Source organism: Vibrio sp. RM-69-4, assembly GCF_024743775.1.
Lineage (GTDB): Bacteria > Pseudomonadota > Gammaproteobacteria > Enterobacterales > Vibrionaceae > Vibrio > Vibrio anguillarum.
The window spans coordinates 1-18,275 of sequence record NZ_JAMQXI010000076.1 but is presented as its reverse complement, the minus strand read 5'-3'; the positions used below and the strand labels follow the sequence as shown (position 1 = coordinate 18,275).

The 18,275-nt window shown below is 43.4% G+C and carries 16 protein-coding genes, 1 tRNA gene, 1 rRNA gene and 1 other RNA gene; 10 read left to right on the top strand and 9 right to left on the bottom strand.

Features of this window, described 5'->3' with window-relative positions:
- Positions 1-7 precede the first annotated feature (7 nt).
- Entirely contained in the window at positions 8-583 is a 576-nt protein-coding gene (locus NB504_RS12275; protein WP_115339290.1) for a YecA family protein, read from the bottom strand.
- 243 nt (positions 584-826) lie between these two features.
- Between NB504_RS12275 and NB504_RS12270 the strand changes: the two genes are divergently transcribed.
- From NB504_RS12270 to serA, 5 genes are all read left to right on the top strand, one after another.
- The gene (locus tag NB504_RS12270) at positions 827-1,135 is read left to right on the top strand and encodes a cell division protein ZapA (RefSeq protein WP_010319818.1); all 309 of its coding nucleotides are present in this window, start codon (positions 827-829) and stop codon (positions 1,133-1,135) included.
- 20 nt (positions 1,136-1,155) lie between these two features.
- A non-coding RNA gene (gene ssrS, locus NB504_RS12265) (6S RNA) lies at positions 1,156-1,340 on the top strand.
- Between the two features lie 2 nt (positions 1,341-1,342).
- Entirely contained in the window at positions 1,343-1,933 is a 591-nt protein-coding gene (locus tag NB504_RS12260; protein ID WP_258428990.1) for a 5-formyltetrahydrofolate cyclo-ligase, read from the top strand.
- 64 nt (positions 1,934-1,997) lie between these two features.
- Positions 1,998-2,654: a ribose-5-phosphate isomerase RpiA gene (rpiA, locus tag NB504_RS12255; RefSeq protein WP_017046477.1), complete on the top strand. Its 657-nt coding sequence runs from the start codon at positions 1,998-2,000 to the stop codon at positions 2,652-2,654.
- Positions 2,655-2,917: 263 nt separating this feature from the next.
- Positions 2,918-4,147 (top strand): phosphoglycerate dehydrogenase, encoded by a 1,230-nt coding sequence (serA, locus tag NB504_RS12250; RefSeq protein ID WP_026028313.1) that lies wholly within the window; start codon positions 2,918-2,920, stop codon positions 4,145-4,147.
- An 82-nt stretch (positions 4,148-4,229) separates the two neighbouring features.
- Here serA and ilvN read toward each other — a convergent pair whose 3' ends face one another.
- The 6 genes from ilvN to NB504_RS12220 form a co-directional block, all read right to left on the bottom strand.
- The gene (gene ilvN / locus NB504_RS12245) at positions 4,230-4,724 is read right to left on the bottom strand and encodes an acetolactate synthase small subunit (protein ID WP_010319822.1); all 495 of its coding nucleotides are present in this window, start codon (positions 4,722-4,724) and stop codon (positions 4,230-4,232) included.
- 1 nt (position 4,725) lies between these two features.
- Complete coding sequence (locus NB504_RS12240; RefSeq protein ID WP_013856017.1) at positions 4,726-6,465, bottom strand: acetolactate synthase 3 large subunit; 1,740 nt, start codon at positions 6,463-6,465, stop codon at positions 4,726-4,728.
- A gap of 431 nt (positions 6,466-6,896) precedes the next feature.
- Positions 6,897-8,708: a long-chain fatty acid--CoA ligase gene (locus tag NB504_RS12235; RefSeq protein WP_258428989.1), complete on the bottom strand. Its 1,812-nt coding sequence runs from the start codon at positions 8,706-8,708 to the stop codon at positions 6,897-6,899.
- A gap of 197 nt (positions 8,709-8,905) precedes the next feature.
- Positions 8,906-9,865, bottom strand: coding sequence for a transcriptional regulator LeuO (gene leuO, locus NB504_RS12230; RefSeq protein WP_258428988.1), 960 nt, complete (start codon positions 9,863-9,865; stop codon positions 8,906-8,908).
- A 343-nt stretch (positions 9,866-10,208) separates the two neighbouring features.
- Entirely contained in the window at positions 10,209-11,255 is a 1,047-nt protein-coding gene (locus tag NB504_RS12225) for an MJ1255/VC2487 family glycosyltransferase (RefSeq protein ID WP_176428367.1), read from the bottom strand.
- Positions 11,252-11,785, bottom strand: a complete 534-nt coding sequence (locus NB504_RS12220; protein ID WP_017048684.1) for a phosphatase PAP2 family protein — start codon at positions 11,783-11,785, stop codon at positions 11,252-11,254. Before NB504_RS12220 ends, NB504_RS12225 begins: the two co-directional genes overlap by 4 nt.
- 459 nt (positions 11,786-12,244) lie before the next feature.
- Between NB504_RS12220 and leuA the strand changes: the two genes are divergently transcribed.
- The 5 genes from leuA (at position 12,245) to NB504_RS12195 (ending at position 17,953) form a co-directional block, all read left to right on the top strand.
- Positions 12,245-13,792: a 2-isopropylmalate synthase gene (gene leuA, locus NB504_RS12215; protein ID WP_013856011.1), complete on the top strand. Its 1,548-nt coding sequence runs from the start codon at positions 12,245-12,247 to the stop codon at positions 13,790-13,792.
- 73 nt (positions 13,793-13,865) lie between these two features.
- Positions 13,866-14,957, top strand: coding sequence for a 3-isopropylmalate dehydrogenase (gene leuB / locus NB504_RS12210; RefSeq protein WP_258428987.1), 1,092 nt, complete (start codon positions 13,866-13,868; stop codon positions 14,955-14,957).
- A gap of 59 nt (positions 14,958-15,016) precedes the next feature.
- Positions 15,017-16,438, top strand: a complete 1,422-nt coding sequence (gene leuC / locus NB504_RS12205) for a 3-isopropylmalate dehydratase large subunit (RefSeq protein ID WP_258428986.1) — start codon at positions 15,017-15,019, stop codon at positions 16,436-16,438.
- Positions 16,439-16,452: 14 nt separating this feature from the next.
- Positions 16,453-17,055, top strand: coding sequence for a 3-isopropylmalate dehydratase small subunit (gene leuD, locus NB504_RS12200; protein WP_258428985.1), 603 nt, complete (start codon positions 16,453-16,455; stop codon positions 17,053-17,055).
- 112 nt (positions 17,056-17,167) lie between these two features.
- Positions 17,168-17,953, top strand: coding sequence for a DUF547 domain-containing protein (locus tag NB504_RS12195; protein ID WP_258429392.1), 786 nt, complete (start codon positions 17,168-17,170; stop codon positions 17,951-17,953).
- 40 nt (positions 17,954-17,993) lie between these two features.
- Here the strand turns inward: NB504_RS12195 and rrf are convergent.
- Together rrf and NB504_RS12185 are read right to left on the bottom strand one after the other, a co-directional pair.
- Positions 17,994-18,109: ribosomal RNA gene (gene rrf, locus NB504_RS12190) — 5S ribosomal RNA — on the bottom strand.
- A 31-nt stretch (positions 18,110-18,140) separates the two neighbouring features.
- Positions 18,141-18,216, bottom strand: a tRNA-Thr gene (locus tag NB504_RS12185).
- Positions 18,217-18,275: the final 59 nt, after the last annotated feature.

Genomic DNA, 18,275 nt, shown 5'->3' with positions numbered 1-18,275 from the left:
TCTCTCTTTAATGCACGGTCGGCTGAGTTTCTTGTAGAGGTTTGATACCAAATTCAGCATGAATTGTTAACACACAAGCTTTTATATGCTCGATGACGTGTTCCAAAAGTTGAGCTTGCTCATCCAAGTCATCCTCTTCATCGATACCGAGCTTGGCAATTTCTTCTAGGTCAGCCAAGGCTTCCTTAGTTTCTGCGGACGCTTTTTTCAAAACAACCCCAATCAAGCCAAGCCCAGAAATGAAGTGATTTACCCAGTCGGCTACGCCATCAGCCAAATCAAATACACTGGCACTCGCCTCTTCATCTGGCAACAGCAGTGACAACTCCATCTCGCTGCCAGTTAGCTCTTCGATTGTAAAGGTGAGTACTTGTTCAGCCAATGTCAATGGACGATCTGGCCAACCCATACCTTCGTTAGTGTAATCAAAAATAAGTGGCTGCCAGCTCTTATCATTTAAGCCCAGACCACCCGCCAGCATGCCCGTTAGCAACCCATGCAACTCAGCAGGGTTAACCGCAAGTGCTGCAGATTGAAGGGCAGTGGCAAGAGAAAGATAATCCGGTAGTTTTTTTTCGCTCATGGGAAGCTCGTAATAAAATCAAATAAGCGCGATCCTACCACTTAGCTTCCAATGCGAAAATGCTCAAAGCGTTAATTGTGGGTAGCTTTTACTCAATTTGCCTAATAACTGTGTTTTTAGTCCCTCATTTTTTACTGCTCGCTTTGAAAAGCTTGAATCTTAGGGCCGCTTTACCTATAGTTTCCACCTCGATGGGCATGTGAGTGGCACCATCTTAGACAGCGCGATAAGAGTTCATCCATCATGAGTAATCAAGCGGTAGACGTAGAAATTTTAGGAAAATTGACTCGTGTGAATTGCCCTGCGGGACAAGAGCAGTCTTTAATCCAAGCGGCGCAAGATCTTGATAACCGATTGAAAGAGATGGCAGAGCGTACTAAAGTTACCAATGAGGTAAAGCTACTCACGATTGCTGCGCTCAACATTTGTTATGAATTGCAAACCAAAAACAATGAGAGCCTAGGCCAACAAAATCAATTAACCGAGCGCATGGAACAGCTCGCTGCATCTCTTGAAGATGCCATCAGTAAAGTGAAGCTAGGACAGCAGTAGTCTTTACCAGCGTAACCAAATTTACCCTAGAGTGTTTGTCAGCCGGATTTAAGTCCCTGAGCCGATAAGCAACACCAAAGGGTTAGTACTTGGTAGCTATTGAGCAAGCTCGGCTCGTACCGAGAAGCCTGCGGTTACCATTGCTGATCCGCCTTGAACCAGCTGGTTCAAGGGCCAAAATCCGCAACGGCACTCTGGGGTATCCTTATGCAAAACACTCGACACACACTTCGTCAAGTCATCCGCCAGCGGCGTAAACAGCTATCACCTACGCAGCAAAAACACGCTTCAATTGAACTTGTCTCTCGTTTTTCAACACTGCCTGAAGTTTTAACGAGTCAGCACATTGCCCTCTACTTAGCGACCGATGGTGAGCTTGAAACACAACCGCTCATAGCGTGGTTATGGCAACAAGGCAAACAGACCTATCTTCCCGTTTTACACCCCTTCTCGAGTGGGAATTTATTGTTCTTGCGCTATGATGCTCAAACCATAATGACGCGAAATAAATACGGCATTGCCGAACCCAAGCTCAACCAAACATTGATCAAACCAGCAAATGAGCTAGATATCATCTGCACACCATTGGTGGCCTTTGATCAAACAGGGCAAAGGCTCGGGATGGGTGGCGGCTATTATGATCGTACGTTAGAAACTTGGTTTAAAACGGGTAAAGGTGCCCTACCCATAGGTTTAGCTCATGATTGCCAACAAGTGACTCATCTGCCGAGCGAAGCATGGGATATACCTTTACCTCAAATAGTGACTCCAAGCCAAATCTGGCAATGGGAATCATAAATTATTGAGGCTATAATCGCCCCGCAACATTACCGTCACTATAAATCGATATCAGGAGATTGGCATGACTCAAGATGAAATGAAAAAAGCCGCCGGCTGGGCCGCACTCAAATATGTAGAAAAAGGCAGCATCGTTGGTGTGGGTACGGGTTCAACGGTGAATCACTTCATTGATGCACTGGGTTCGATTAAAGATGATATTAAGGGTGCGGTTTCAAGTTCTATCGCCTCAACAGAGAAGCTAAAAGGCCTAGGTATTGAAGTGTTCGACTGCAATGATGTTGATCAACTCGATATTTATGTTGATGGCGCAGATGAAATCAACCCTGCGCGCGATATGATCAAAGGCGGCGGCGCTGCGCTCACTCGAGAAAAAATCGTTGCCGCTATTGCGGATAAATTCATTTGTATCGTTGATGGTACAAAAGCGGTCGATATTCTAGGTCAATTCCCACTTCCAGTTGAAGTGATCCCAATGGCGCGCTCTTATGTGGCACGTCAACTGGTTAAACTTGGTGGTGATCCAGCCTATCGCCATGGCGTAATAACGGATAACGGTAACGTTATCTTGGATGTGCACGGATTAAAAATTACTGATGCTAAAGCATTAGAAGATAAAATTAATGGGATTGTCGGCGTAGTAACCGTCGGTTTATTCGCTCACCGAGGTGCTGATGTCGTCATCACTGGCACGGAAAATGGTGCCAAAATCGAAGAGTAAGTCACAAAATAAGGCTACTTTCCGTTATTTCATTACAAACGGCACCCATGGGTGCCGTTTTTCTTCGCTATGCCCTAGAAAATCATGCCTTATTTCGTAATTTTCTTACCCAAAACAAAAAAAGTTTGTTACTTTATTGGTCAGAAGACGCACAAGGAAAACGTTTGTCTTCCAACAAAATGGTTAATCTTCCTCTTTACATTAGCCCTTTTGCTTTATGTGCGCCGTGTTTGCCCACCTTCCCATTTTTAAGGACGAGAATAATGGCCAAAGTTTCACTCGAAAAAGACAAAATCAAAATCTTACTCCTCGAAGGGCTACACCCTTCAACGGTTGAAGTACTGCAATCTGCCGGTTACAGCAATATTGAGTATCACAAAGGTTCTCTGGGTGATGAACAACTGCTCGAAGCGGTGAAAGATGCTCACTTCATCGGAATTCGTTCGCGCACTAATTTGACTGAAGCGGTAATCAACGCGGCAGAGAAGTTGGTTGCTATCGGCTGCTTCTGCATTGGCACCAACCAAGTTGACCTGAATGCAGCCGCAAAACGCGGGATTCCTGTCTTTAATGCACCATTTTCGAATACTCGCAGTGTTGCTGAACTCGTTTTAGGCCAAACACTGCTACTACTGCGTGGGATTCCTGAAAAAAATGCATTGGCACATCGTGGTATTTGGAAAAAAAGTGCTGATAACTCTTATGAGGCACGCGGTAAACGCTTAGGTATTATTGGCTATGGCCACATTGGTACCCAGCTCGGTATCATTGCCGAAAACCTCGGTATGCAAGTCTATTTCTATGACATAGAAAACAAACTCTCACTCGGTAATGCAACGCAAATACATACCATGAGTGAGCTACTGAATAAATGTGATGTCATTTCTCTGCATGTGCCTGAAACTCCAGATACTAAAAATATGATGGGTAAAGAAGAGTTTGCACGCATGAAGCCTGGCTCTATCTTTATCAACGCAGCACGCGGAACGGTAGTCGACATTCCCGCACTCTGCGATGCATTGGCATCAAACCATCTAGCTGGCGCGGCAATAGATGTATTTCCAGAAGAACCCGCCACAAACTCTGAACCTTTTGAATCCCCACTGATGCATTTTGATAATGTCATTCTGACACCGCACATTGGTGGCTCAACTCAAGAAGCACAAGAAAATATCGGTATTGAAGTAGCCGGTAAGTTGGCAAAATATTCAGATAACGGCTCAACCTTATCAAGCGTGAACTTCCCTGAAGTATCACTGCCAATTCACCGTGATAGTTCGCGTTTACTGCATATTCACGAAAACCGTCCGGGTATTCTGACACAAATCAACACCATCTTCGCCGAAGAAGGGATCAATATCGCCGCTCAATATTTACAAACGTCAGCGGATATCGGTTATGTAGTGATTGACGTAGAAACCGCTCGCTCTGCGGAAGCTCTGACTAAGCTGAAAAGCATCAGCGGCACCATTCGTGCGCGTATTCTTCACTAAGCACTTCTCCAGTAAAAGCACTAAATGACAAAAAGGCCACACAAAATGTGGCCTTCCTTATTTCGATAGGGAGCTCGGTAAATTAAGCTTTAAGCGCTCGCTCCCCGCGAGCAATACCTACCACGCCACTTCGCGCGACTTCGATTACTTCCGTGACTTCCGACAACGCTTGAATAAAGGCATCGAGTTTTTCGCTGGTTCCGGCAAGCTGCACAGTATATTGCGCCGCAGTGACATCCACGATCTGCCCACGGAAAATATCAGCTGTACGTTTCACTTCGGCGCGCGCAAAACCGCTAGCTTTGACTTTCACCATCATCAGCTCACGTTCAATGTGTTCGCACTCTGACACTTCTTGCACTTTAAGCACATCAATCAACTTATGCAGTTGCTTTTGAATTTGTTCAAGTTGCATTTCATCGGTCTTAGTGGTGATGTTTAAGCGTGACAATGTTGCATCATCGGTTGGCGAAACCGTTAGTGATTCAATGTTATAACCACGTTGAGAAAATAGACCAACAACGCGAGACAAAGCACCCGATTGGTTTTCCATTAATATTGAAATAATGTGTCTCATATTATGTTCTCTCCGTTTTGCTTAACCACATTTTGTCCATCCCTTCGCCTTTAATTTGCATTGGGTAGACGTGCTCCGTTTCATCCACATTAATATCAACAAAAACCAATCGATCTTTCATATCGAGTGCTTTTTTAAGCCCGGCTTCAAGTTCATCAGGCTGTGAGATACGGATGCCAACGTGGCCATAAGCTTCTGCAATTGCTGCAAAATCGGGAACAGAACTCATATAAGAATTAGAGTGACGTCCTTGGTAAATAATATCTTGCCACTGTTTTACCATGCCAAGAAAACGGTTGTTTAAGTTAATAATTTTCACTGGAATATCATATTGCAACGCGGTGGAAAGCTCTTGGATATTCATTTGAATACTGCCATCCCCAGTGACAATCACTACCTCTTCTTCTGGCATGGCAAATTTAACCCCCATTCCAGCGGGTAAACCAAACCCCATGGTGCCCAAACCGCCAGAGTTGATCCAACGACGAGGCTTATTGAATGGATAATAAAGTGCGGCGAACATTTGGTGCTGACCAACATCGGAGGCCACATATGCGTCTCCATTTGTCAGTTTATGTAAAGTTTCAATCACTTGCTGCGGCTTAATGCGTTCGCTGGATTTCTCATAAGCTAGGCATTGGCGGTCGCGCCAGCTTTGGATATCTTGCCACCATAGTTCAAGCGCCTGCGAATCATTACAGCCACCTTGCTCAGAGAGCAATTGCAGCATAGTTTCCAGTACTTGTTCGGCTGATCCCACTATCGGCAGATCGACTGGCACATTTTTAGAGATCGACGAAGGATCAATGTCAATGTGCATGATCTTAGCGTTCGGGCAATACTTTTCTAGATTATTGGTTGTACGGTCATCAAAACGCACGCCAATACCGAAAATCAAATCCGCATTGTGCATCGCCATATTGGCTTCATACATGCCATGCATTCCAAGCATGCCTAACGCATTTTTATGCGTCCCAGGGAAAGCACCAAGCCCCATTAACGTGCTGACTACGGGTAAATTGAGCGTTTCAGCCAGTTGTAAAATGTGCTGATCTGCGCCTGAAATAACAGCGCCACCACCAATGTACAATACGGGTTTTTTGGCTTCTAACAACGCTTTTAGCGCCTTTTTAATTTGCCCTTTATGACCAGAAGTAGTTGGGTTGTATGAGCGCAGTTTGATCGACTCAGGATACGTGTAAGGGAGTTTGATCTGAGGATTCATCACATCTTTAGGCAGATCGATCACGACCGGCCCCGGGCGCCCTGTTGAGGCAATATAAAAGGCTTTCTTAATGGTTTCAGGAATATCTTCAGCTTTTTTTACAAGAAAACTGTGTTTGACGATCGGACGAGAAACCCCAACGATGTCACATTCTTGAAACGCATCGTTACCAATGAGGTTATTTGGCACGTTGCCTGAAATAACAATCATTGGAATTGAGTCCATGTAAGCGGTAGCAATCCCTGTGACGGTATTCGTCGCCCCTGGGCCAGAACAAACAAGTACCACACCCGTTTTTCCGGTTGCTCGAGCATAGCCATCTGCCATGTGCGTGGCCGCTTGCTCGTGGCGAACAAGGACATGTTTAATTTGGTCGGTTTTTGCGTGCAGCGCATCGTAAATATCAAGAACGGAACCACCTGGGTATCCAAATATTTGCTCTACACCTTCTTCGATCAGAGATTGAACCACCATCTCTGCGCCAGATAACATCTGTTGATTGGATTGCGTTGCCATTTTTTCTCCTTACCAGTACCCAACACATGGTCAGTCAATGGGCCTGGTTTTACATAGTTTAGGGCTTATTTGTAGCCTAATTCGAAAACTTTCCACTTTCGGCTATGTCTTGCTTTTGTCATAACAAAAAACAAGGTAACGCAACAACTGTAACTCTTTCTTATCATCGGGTCGAACGCCAAATAGCGCACACTTTGGCAAATGTTTGGTTAAATGGAATTTTATTAGGTAACTATCGTAAAACTGGTATTAAAAACAGCTCAATCCATGAGTAATTAGCAAAAATAAAGCAAAAAATATTACCATGCAGCAATGTAGCGTTATGAGGAAGCGAGGTTTAACTTCCGTCGTAATATAAAAAATCCCCCACGCTTTATCTGAAAAGCAAGTGGAGGATTTTTAAACAATGAAAAAACTATCTTAAGATAATCTTACTCACCTTTAGTCTTTTCTTTGTACATTTCCTCGATTTCATCTTGGTAACGATCACTAATGACTTTTCTACGCAGTTTCTGAGTCGGCGTCAGCTCACCTTTGTCCATTGAAAAAGCCTTAGGTAATAATTTAAACTTTTTCACCTGCTCAAATTTGGCTAGCTCTTTTTGCAAATCATTGACTCGTTTTTCCAACATCTCAACCACTTGGTTGTTCTTGATAAGATCTAATCTGTCATGATATTTGATGTTGAGCTCTTTGGCGTAAACCTCCAAGCTGTCATAACAAGGTACAATTAAAGCCGATACAAATTTACGTGTGTCAGCAATCACCGCAATCTGTTCAATAAAATGATCTTTACCAATCGCTCCCTCAATAACTTGTGGCGCAATGTATTTACCACCGGAGGTTTTCATCAGCTCTTTGATACGATCAGTGATGAAGACATTACCTTGCTCATCAATGTGCCCAGCATCTCCTGTTTTGAGAAAACCTTGTTCATCGAATGCTAACGCCGTTTCTTCAGCCATTTTATAGTAGCCGCGCATAACCATTGGTCCGCGAACAAGAATTTCATTGTTGTCACCGATTTTGACCTGAGCTCCTGGCATCGACATGCCTATTGAATCAGGATTAAAACACCGATCATCCCAACAAGAAACCGTTGCTGTGGTTTCCGTCATGCCGTAGCCCAACTTCACGTTAATGCCAATGGCATGGAAAAATCGGCCGATGGTTTCATCTAATTTCGCGCCGCCGCAAGGCATGAAATTAATCCGCCCACCAAGCAATGCACGCAATTTAGACAACACGATTTTATCCGCTAATGCGTAACTCTTTTTCAGCATGAAGGATGGCTGGCGCTTTTCTTGATGGCAAAGAGCCATCTTAGCCCCCATATTGACCGCCCAAGTAAATAGCACTTTTCGATGCAACGGCGCTTTCGAGACTTTTTCGTGAATAGCGGAGAAAATTTTCTCGTAGAAGCGAGGAACGGCACACATTACCGTTGGCTTTAGCTCACTCAATGCATCACGTACTTGCATCGTATCCTGCAAATAACAGTTAGTCGCACCGCTGTAAAGAATGTAAAAAGTCCACGCCCGTTCAAACACGTGTGACAATGGTAAAAAACAGAGTGACACATCATCCTTAGAGATGTTTAACCGCTCATCATGCCCTTCAAGCTGAGCGCCAATATTACGGTAATCAAGCATCACACCTTTAGGTTGACCTGTGGTGCCAGAGGTATAGATGAGCGTCAGCAGATCATCCATATTCGCCTGTTCAAGGCGAGACCCTAATTCCGCTTGCTGGCCATCTGTATTTTGTTCAATAAAAGTCTGCCAATGGATGCCATGTTGAAAACTTTTTAGATCAATGCCATCACTCATGGCGACAATTAATTCAAGCTGTTCGCACTCATCAAAAAAATCCAGTGCCGCATCGTATTGTGCCTGTTCACCGACAAAGAGCACTTTGACATCAGCATCTTGAATAATATAACTGGCCTGCGCTGGCGTATTAGTTGGATAAATAGGTACCGTAACGGCTCTTAACTGCAAAGTAGCCAAGTCAGCTATTGTCCACTGCGGCATGTTATTCGAAAAAATCCCGACTTTATCTTGGATTTTTATACCTTGCGTTAAAAGTGCAAGTGACATCGCATCGATACGTTGACCAAATTGCTTCCAGCTGATCCCATGCCACTCTTTCTCTATTTTTTTGTGTTTTAGAGCAATGCACTCGCCACCTTTGATAATCTGTTCACGAATTCTTTTTACGATATGGAAATTTAAATTGGGCATCTTTTTTACCTGTAGCTTACACATGTAAGCTTTTTGAGCGCACAAGTGTACATTTAGAAGCAAAAAAGGCAACTGACGGATGTCAAAGTTATCAATTAATTCTACAGACAAAAAAGCCCTGAATGGATATAACCAATTCAAGGCTAAAAGAGGTGTGTCACTAAGTTTAGAGCACAGTAAAAATTAACGGGTAAACGTTAGTTTAATGCAACAACTTCGCCGCAAATCATCATTAACTGATCACGCAGCCAAATATGGCCTTTGTCTTTTTCACTAGACTCATGCCAACTGAGATAACCACTGATTTGGCCATTTGCAAATGGGAAATCGAGGATTTGTAACTGATCTCGGTTAGCCGCATTCTCAACCATCCAACGAGGTGCAATCGTCACCAACTCAGATTGTCCGACCACATAAAGCACGTTGCTCAAACTGGTCCCTTCATAATAAGGAACACAGTCTAATTCGCGGTATGCTTGCTCAGAAAAGCTACGTTGCCCATGGATGCGAGATAACTTCGCATGCTTTTCAGCGGTTAGGCTATCAGCGTTAACAGAGCCATTGATGCGTGGATGAGACTTAGATGCCACCACCACTAATTCATCTTGGAAAATTTCCGTACTGGAGAAACCTTGCTCATCAAAACGCGCGTAATCAATCACAAAATCGATCTCTTGGTAACGCATACGCTCAGCTAACAAACGGTTAAATTCCGCATCAAGATGAAGTTGGACCAAAGGCGCTTGTTCATGAACTGATGACATAATTTTCGGCGCGAAACGAATATCACAAGGACTGCAAATCGCTAATTTAAATAAGCGGGTTGATGTTTCAGGAGAAAACACCGAACTTGGCAGTTCATTACGGATTAATTGCAGTGCTTGACGCATCGGACCGAACAGTTGACGTGCGCGTTGAGTAGGTTGAATACCTCGCCCTTGTCGCATAAACAGTTCATCATTAAACATTACCTTCAAACGCGCTACAGCATTGCTGACTGCTGGCTGAGACATACCCAAATTATGAGCGGCACGGGTAATATTTTGCTCTTGCATTACTGCATCAAAAACCGTCAGCAGGTTTAAATCTACACCACGTAATGTGCTTTCCATGCGGTAACTAGCAATAGCGCTCATTGCATCTTTTTTATCTAACATTTTTGGGACGCCTCTTGTTGTTATCGTCAATACCGTAAAAGTAATTTTTTAGAATAGATAACCTGCCATTTATTATATTTACCCAGACACAACTGGGTGGAGGCTACTATCTGCTAAGCATTTATCGATTGGCAACAAGATTGATAAAATATCAGTTTTTTTTATCCAAACAAAAAGATTGTCCTTATTTATCAGTACGATGTATTTTTATAAAAAACCATAAAACAGAAAAATTTATGCATTTTATTCAAAACATTGAATCAAGTGATGAATAACAAGCCTTCACCTTGATATATTCACCAAGTAAATCAATTACGTCAAAATTCAAAGCATTTCGTCAATATTAGCTAAATGACACATAACTAGGGAAATCAACCTGTCGCCATAAAGACTGGCTCAGCTCTTTATGATTATCCCATTTGCCATTTTGTACCCATTCAACCAAGGCTTTCGCTACATTAGGATAGACAACGCGCTCGACCTGTTTTTCATCCAACCAACGGCGTAACTCCGACGGGTCCAAAAACTCCATAGATGCAGCAAGCCCGAGATTCTCAAGAGTGGCAACGTTACTTTGCTGCTCAAATTGACCTGATAGTGGCTTAAGTAGCAGCTTTTTACCCAATGAAAGTGCTTCTGATGGTAATTCAAAGCCACCATTAGCAATCACGCCATCGCAGCGATGCAAGTGATATTGAAAATAGGTATGACATAAGGGACGCAACTCAACATTTTCAACGGATTGCGCTTCCATTAAAGAAGGGTGATAACAAATAAATGCTTGATTTGAAAAACGAAAAAGCAACTCAAGAATATCATCAACATGCTCAAATGGAAGATAGACCAAAATGAAATGCTCGCTAGACGTATGCTGCTCTGAACGATAGATAATCGGAGGAAGGATCGGTTGATCAAAATGATACCAATGTAAACCGACGTGGTAATTGGCAGGCGCAAACTGTTGAATAATCTGTTTATCCAGCCAACTTGCCCCTTTCAAAGGCACATTATAACGAAATGCATTTTGATGACTTATCCCAATACACGGAATACCTTGCTGTTTAGCCGCCCATGCCGATACTGGTTCAAAGTCATTAATGACCAGATCATACGGAGACAAATCGAGGTTTTTTGTCTCACTCACGAAAGTCAGTAAATTATTATTCAGCGCCGTTTTAACGTAATTTACGTGTCCCTGTTCAGTTTCAAAAGTAAAACCGCGCCGAGTTTGGTAATCACCGAAACTTTCCATCGAAAAGTATTTCTCTTTTTCACGTCCAGAAAAGAGAAATTGCACATCAATTTTGGCTTCTTTCAACGCTTCACTCATCACTCGTGAACGAGCAATATGGCCATTTCCGGTGCCTTGGACACCATACAGAATTTTCAAAAGCCTCTCTCCACCAACCACAAAGCAAATCTTGCGCTACTTACACCAAGCAGCGCGCCAATCACGATATCCGTCAAGAAGTGAACCCCAAGTAGGATGCGAGATACGCCAATTAAGCCAGCCCAAACCAAGACAAAAGCATCGCTATGAGGATAGAAATGGCCAATTAATGTCGCCATAACAAACCCTGCAGCCGTATGACCAGAAGGCAAACTGTAGCGATCCGAAGGGGTAATAAAGGCAATGAATGAAGGAGAAAACTCTTCAGGGCGACGACGCTGAAAGCTATTTTTTAATCCCCAATAAATAGGGAGTTCAATCGCGAAAGCGGCCAGTCCAGCCATTAAGAATAGGTGGCCATTAAGCGGGTCTAAATACCAAGCTAAAGCACCAATCAACGCGTACAAATGCCCATCCCCAGTATGGGAAATAGCTTTGCTGATCTGCGCTACAGGCTGATTAAAACGATGCTGTAAACAAAATAGCGAAAACGCTACGTCAAACTTAACAATTTGTCCGATGGCACGCATGAGCGACTCCTGTCATTCCATAAACCTCTTACGCTCTAAACGTAGAAGTTTAAAATGACAAATACGTGACTGTTTGTTGGAGAATGAATGAATTTAACCGATGACAAACGTTCTTGCGTGAAAACATTCCGTGCTACAAAAAGTGATCCTCTCTACCAATTCTGCTCATTTTTACCGCTTTTGACTAAAACTGATCCGATATGAATAAAAAAACAACTTAATGGTTGACGAGTTAAGTCGAGTACGGTACTAATTTGTTAACTTAATCTTGTGGAATGTTACGAATGACTATCCGTTTTTCTATCCTGCTGGGCCTGCTCCTTATCGTGAACCATTCGCGCGGGTAGGTTGTGGAAGAAAAACACCACACAAGATGACAAGAGCCCGCACTGAGATGCGGGTTTTTTTATAACTATATTTAGGAAGTAAACGATTAACCATCGGTGCAAGGGAGCAAACATGAATAATCAAGTCATTATATTCGACACCACATTACGTGATGGCGAACAAGCTTTGTCAGCAAGCTTAACCGTTAAAGAAAAACTGCAGATTGCTTACGCATTAGAGCGCCTTGGTGTTGATGTTATTGAAGCAGGTTTTCCAGTTTCCTCCCCTGGTGATTTTGAATCGGTCAAAACGATTGCCAAACACATTAAAAACAGCCGCGTCTGCGCGCTTTCTCGCGCGGTAGCAAAAGATATTGATGCAGCAGCCGAAGCTCTGAAAGTCGCTGATGCTTTTCGTATCCATACGTTTATTTCAACCTCAACCATTCATGTGCAAGATAAATTGCGCCGCAGTTATGATGATGTGCTCGAGATGGCAGTCAGTGCGGTGAAACACGCCCGTAACTACACCGATGACGTCGAATTTTCCTGTGAAGATGCGGGCCGAACGCCCATTGATAATCTCTGTAGAATGGTCGAAGCCGCAATTAATGCCGGAGCTAAGACCATCAATATTCCAGACACGGTCGGTTATACTGTTCCTAGCGAATTTGGTGGCATTATTCAGATGCTGTTTGAGCGAGTCCCTAACATAGATAAAGCCATTATTTCCGTTCATTGCCACGATGACTTGGGAATGTCAGTCGCAAACTCGATTGCCGCTGTACAGGCTGGCGCAAGGCAAATAGAAGGCACCATCAACGGTATTGGTGAGCGCGCTGGTAACTGTTCACTGGAAGAGATCGCAATGATCATCAAAACTCGTCAAGAATTCCTCGGCGTACATACTGGCTTAAAGCATGATGAGATCCACCGCACCAGTAAGTTGGTTAGCCAACTGTGCAATATGCCGATTCAAAGTAACAAAGCGATTGTCGGTGCCAACGCATTTAGCCACTCGTCAGGCATTCATCAAGATGGCATGTTGAAGAACAAAAACACTTACGAAATCATGACTCCAGAGTCAATTGGCCTAAAAAACCAAGCGCTGAACTTAACGAGCCGCAGTGGCCGCGCTGCAGTAAAAAGCCATATGGATAGCATGGGTTACAATGAAAACGAATACAACCTCAATGCCTTGTATGAAGATTTCTTAAAATTGGCAGATCGTAAAGGCCAAGTGTTTGACTATGACTTAGAAGCTTTGATGCACTTTTCAAATCTGCGTGATGAAGACGATTTCTACAAATTGAACTATTTGAGTGTTCAATCAGGCAGTGTTATGGCGACCACCAGTATTAAATTGCTTTGTGGTGATGAAGAAAAATGTGAAGCTGCCGTTGGTAATGGCCCTGTCGATGCGCTTTACCAATGTATTTACCGTCTAACTGGCTATGAGATCGTATTGGATAAGTTTGACCTTACCGCCAAGGGCGAAGGTGAAGATGGACTCGGGCAAGCCGATATTATTGCCAACTACAAAGGACGAAAATATCACGGTACAGGCGTCTCTACGGATATTGTCGAAGCATCAGGACAAGCCTTGTTGCACGTAATCAATAGCATTCATCGTGCCGATCAAATTGCAGAAATTAAACAAAAGAAAGTGGCAACCGTTTAACGTACCTAGATTAGAGCTTTCAGTCTTTAGAGCTCACTGGGGCAAGCAAATATAAAAATAGTAAAGGACTAACATGACAGACAAAACATACAAAATTGCCGTTCTTGCAGGTGATGGTATCGGCCCAGAAGTAATGCAACAAGCACATAAGGTATTGGATGCGATTGAAAAAAAACATGCTATCCGGTTTGCTAGAAAAGAACATGATGTCGGCGGGATTGCGATTGATAACCACGGTTGCCCGCTACCTGAAAGCACAATTAAAGGATGTGAAGAAGCAGACGCCATATTGTTTGGTTCCGTAGGCGGCCCTAAATGGGAGCATTTACCACCCAACGACCAACCAGAACGCGGTGCACTCCTACCGCTTCGCAAACATTTTCAACTGTTTTGCAACTTGCGTCCTGCTCAAATTCACTCAGGCTTAGAAAGCTTTTCTCCTTTACGATCCGATATCTCCGATCGTGGCTTCGATATTGTGGTTGTTCGGGAATTGACTGGTGGTATTTATTTTGGCCAACCCAAAGGACGAGAAGGCGAAGGGGCAAATGAAAAAGCATTTGATACCGAAGTTTACCACCGCTACGAAATCGAACGCATTGCAAAAATAGCGTTTGAGTCCGCACGATTACGTCGTAAAAAAGTATGCTCAGTCGATAAAGCGAATGTATTACAAAGCTCTATCTTATGGCGTGAGGTCGTGGAAGAGATCGCAAAAGATTATCCGGACGTCGAGCTTTCACACATTTATATCGATAATGCCACTATGCAGCTCATTAAAGATCCCTCTCAATTTGATGTCATGCTGTGCTCTAATATTTTTGGTGACATCATTTCCGATGAATGCGCCATGATCACAGGCTCAATGGGCATGCTACCTTCCGCTAGCCTTAATGAAAGCAATTTCGGTCTCTATGAGCCAGCAGGTGGCTCTGCACCTGATATCGCAGGAAAGAACATTGCTAACCCAGTTGCACAAATTCTTTCCGCCGCTTTAATGCTACGTTATAGCTTGGGCGAAGAAAGTGCCGCTCAAGCTATCGAAAATGCCGTATCAAAGGCGCTTACCGCAGGCGAACTCACCGCAGATCTTGCCAGTGGTAAATCGGCACTTTCAACCTCTGAAATGGGCGATAAAATTGCCAGCTATATTTTAAACTCATAATTAGTAGGACTAGGCTCGCCTAGTCCTTTATAAAGCTCAAAGAGCTCAAGGAAGAAGCAATGTCGCAAGCAAAAACCTTATACGAAAAAATTTATGATGCCCACATTGCGGTATCAGCTGAAGGGGAAACCCCCATCCTTTATATCGATCGTCATCTCGTTCATGAAGTGACATCACCGCAAGCATTTGATGGTTTACGCGAAAAGGGACGTAAAGTTCGTCAGACGAGTAAAACATTCGCTACCATGGACCATAACGTTTCAACCACCACAAAAGACATTAATGCCTCGGGTGAGATGGCTCGAATCCAAATGGAAACATTGTCCAAGAACTGTGCTGAGTTTGGCGTAACACTCTACGACTTAAATCATAAATACCAAGGCATCGTTCATGTCATGGGGCCAGAATTAGGTATTACTCTTCCCGGTATGACCATTGTCTGCGGTGACTCACACACAGCAACACATGGCGCATTTGGCTCGTTAGCGTTTGGCATCGGTACATCAGAAGTTGAGCACGTACTTGCAACCCAAACATTGAAACAAGCTCGCGCGAAAACGATGAAAATTGAGGTGACAGGCAAAGTCGCTCCAGGCATCACCGCTAAAGATATCGTGCTAGCCATTATAGGTAAAACAACGGCGGCCGGTGGTACAGGCTATGTCGTTGAATTTTTTGGTGAAGCGATTACCGATCTTTCAATGGAAGGTCGTATGACGGTGTGCAATATGGCGATTGAGCTTGGGGCAAAAGCCGGTCTTATCGCCCCTGATCAGACTACGTTTGACTACATTAAAGGTCGCAAATTTTCTCCTCAAGGAAGCGATTTAGAAGCCGCCATTGAGTACTGGGCAACGCTAAAAACCGATGATAATGCCAAATTCGATGCAGTCGTTACCCTAAATGCCGCGGACATCAAACCACAAGTAACGTGGGGCACAAACCCAGGGCAAGTAATTGCTGTCGACGAAACCATTCCATCTCCTGATAGCTTTAGTGATCCTGTCGAAAAAGCATCAGCAGAAAAAGCACTGGCGTATATGGGACTGGAAGCAGGTAAATCCTTGTCAGACTATAAAGTGGATAAAGTCTTTGTCGGTTCTTGCACAAACTCACGTATTGAAGATATGCGAGCAGCAGCTCAAGTCGCGAAAGGTAAAAAAGTCGCACCACACGTTCATGCATTGATTGTTCCAGGTTCAGAGCAAGTTAAAGCGCAAGCGGAAGCGGAAGGCTTGGATAAAATATTTATTGAAGCGGGTTTTGAATGGCGCTTGCCGGGCTGTTCAATGTGCTTGGCTATGAACAATGACAGGCTCGGTGCAGGTGAACGCTGTGCATCAACATCCAACCGCAATTTTGAAGGCCGCCAAGGTCGAGATGGCCGCACACATTTAGTCAGTCCTGCAATGGCCGCCGCCGCCGCCATCGCTGGACACTTTGTCGATATCCGTAATATTCATTCTTCAACACTCAACTAAACAGGGGATCACCAATGTCAGGTTTTAAACAGCACACAGGTTTGGTCGTTCCTCTTGATGCAGCGAACGTCGATACAGATGCCATCATCCCTAAGCAATTTTTACAGAAAGTAAATCGCACTGGTTTTGGCAAACACCTTTTTCATGATTGGCGTTTTCTAGATGATGCAGGTCAGCAACCGAATCCAAATTTTGTCATGAATAAACCTCGCTATGAAGGAGCGAGCATTCTACTTGCTCGTGAAAACTTTGGCTGTGGTTCTTCACGAGAACATGCCCCTTGGGCTTTAGCGGATTACGGCATCAAAGCCATGATTGCACCCAGTTTTGCGGATATTTTTTATGGTAACTCAATCAATAACCAAATGGTTCCAGTCCGCCTTACAGAGCAAGAAGTTGATGAAATATTCCAATTTGTTGAAGGAAATGAAGGTGCTCAACTAACTGTAGATCTTGAACGAATGGAAGTTAAAGCCAATGGAAAAACATACTCATTTGAAATTGATGAATTTCGTCGCCATTGCTTACTTAATGGATTAGACAATATCGGTTTGACGCTACAGCACGAAGATAAAATCGCTGATTATGAAACAAAAATGCCTAGCTTTTTGAAATAGCGAGTATCGATTTAATTTCCAGAGGTTGGTGTAGATGCATCAACCTTTTATTTTATCTGAAATTTATCAATCCCTACCTAGGTCATATAACCTATGAGATGAGAGGTAAATGATGAAATATCTATTAACGCTATGTTTGACACTCGGGTCAACGAATGTATTTTCTACTCCTAAATCACAACTATGGGATTATTGGAACTCTAGTAATGAAGAAAATACACAAGCCATTTCACATCAAATTTGGCAGACAACACTTGATACTTATCTAATCCAAGAAAATCACAACAACCTCTTCGATTATCAAAGGGTCAACTCAAAAGATAAAGAACAATTAGAGCTCTATATTTCACAATTATCAGCCCTTGATCCAAGAGAGTATGCAAAGCTGGAACAATATGCTTACTGGGTCAACTTATATAATGCCTTAACAGTTAACTTAATCGTCGATCATTATCCAATACCATCCATCACTAAACTGGGAGGATTTTTCTCATTTGGCCCTTGGGAACAAAAGATCATTACCATCAATCAAAAAGAGCTGACTCTCAATGATATTGAACATCGAATTTTAAGACCCATTTGGAAAGATCCTCGAACCCATTATGCGGTCAACTGCGCAAGCCTTGGCTGCCCAAACTTACAAAAGCAGGCTTTCACAGCAGAAAATACTGAATTATTACTGGAGAAATCAGCCACTGAGTTTATCAATAGCGAAAAAGGAGTAAAGATCACCAATGATAAATGGGTTCTGTCTTCTATTTATGACTGGTTTGCTGAAGATTTTGGAACGAAACAGCAATTATTTGAGCACTTAGTGCAGTACAACAAGGCACTAAAAAGCGAGAAAAAGAGTATCAGCTATCACTATGATTGGACATTGAATGATACGAATAGATAGAAAAAAACCTCAGCATTTCTGCTGAGGTTTCGTAATTCAAACCTGGCGATGTCCTAATCTCACATGGGGAGACCCCACACTACCATCGGCGCTGTTGTGTTTCACTTCTGAGTTCGGCATGGGTTCAGGTGGGTCCACAACGCTATGGTCGCCAAGCAAATTCTTTTAGCTTACAGAGCTATAAAACTGGTGCTGATACCCAGAATCGAACTGGGGACCTCATCCTTACCAAGGATGCGCTCTACCGACTGAGCCATATCAGCACACTGTATCTTGTGTCACAAGTGACTAAAAAGCCCGCTCTTACAAACGGGCTCTTATA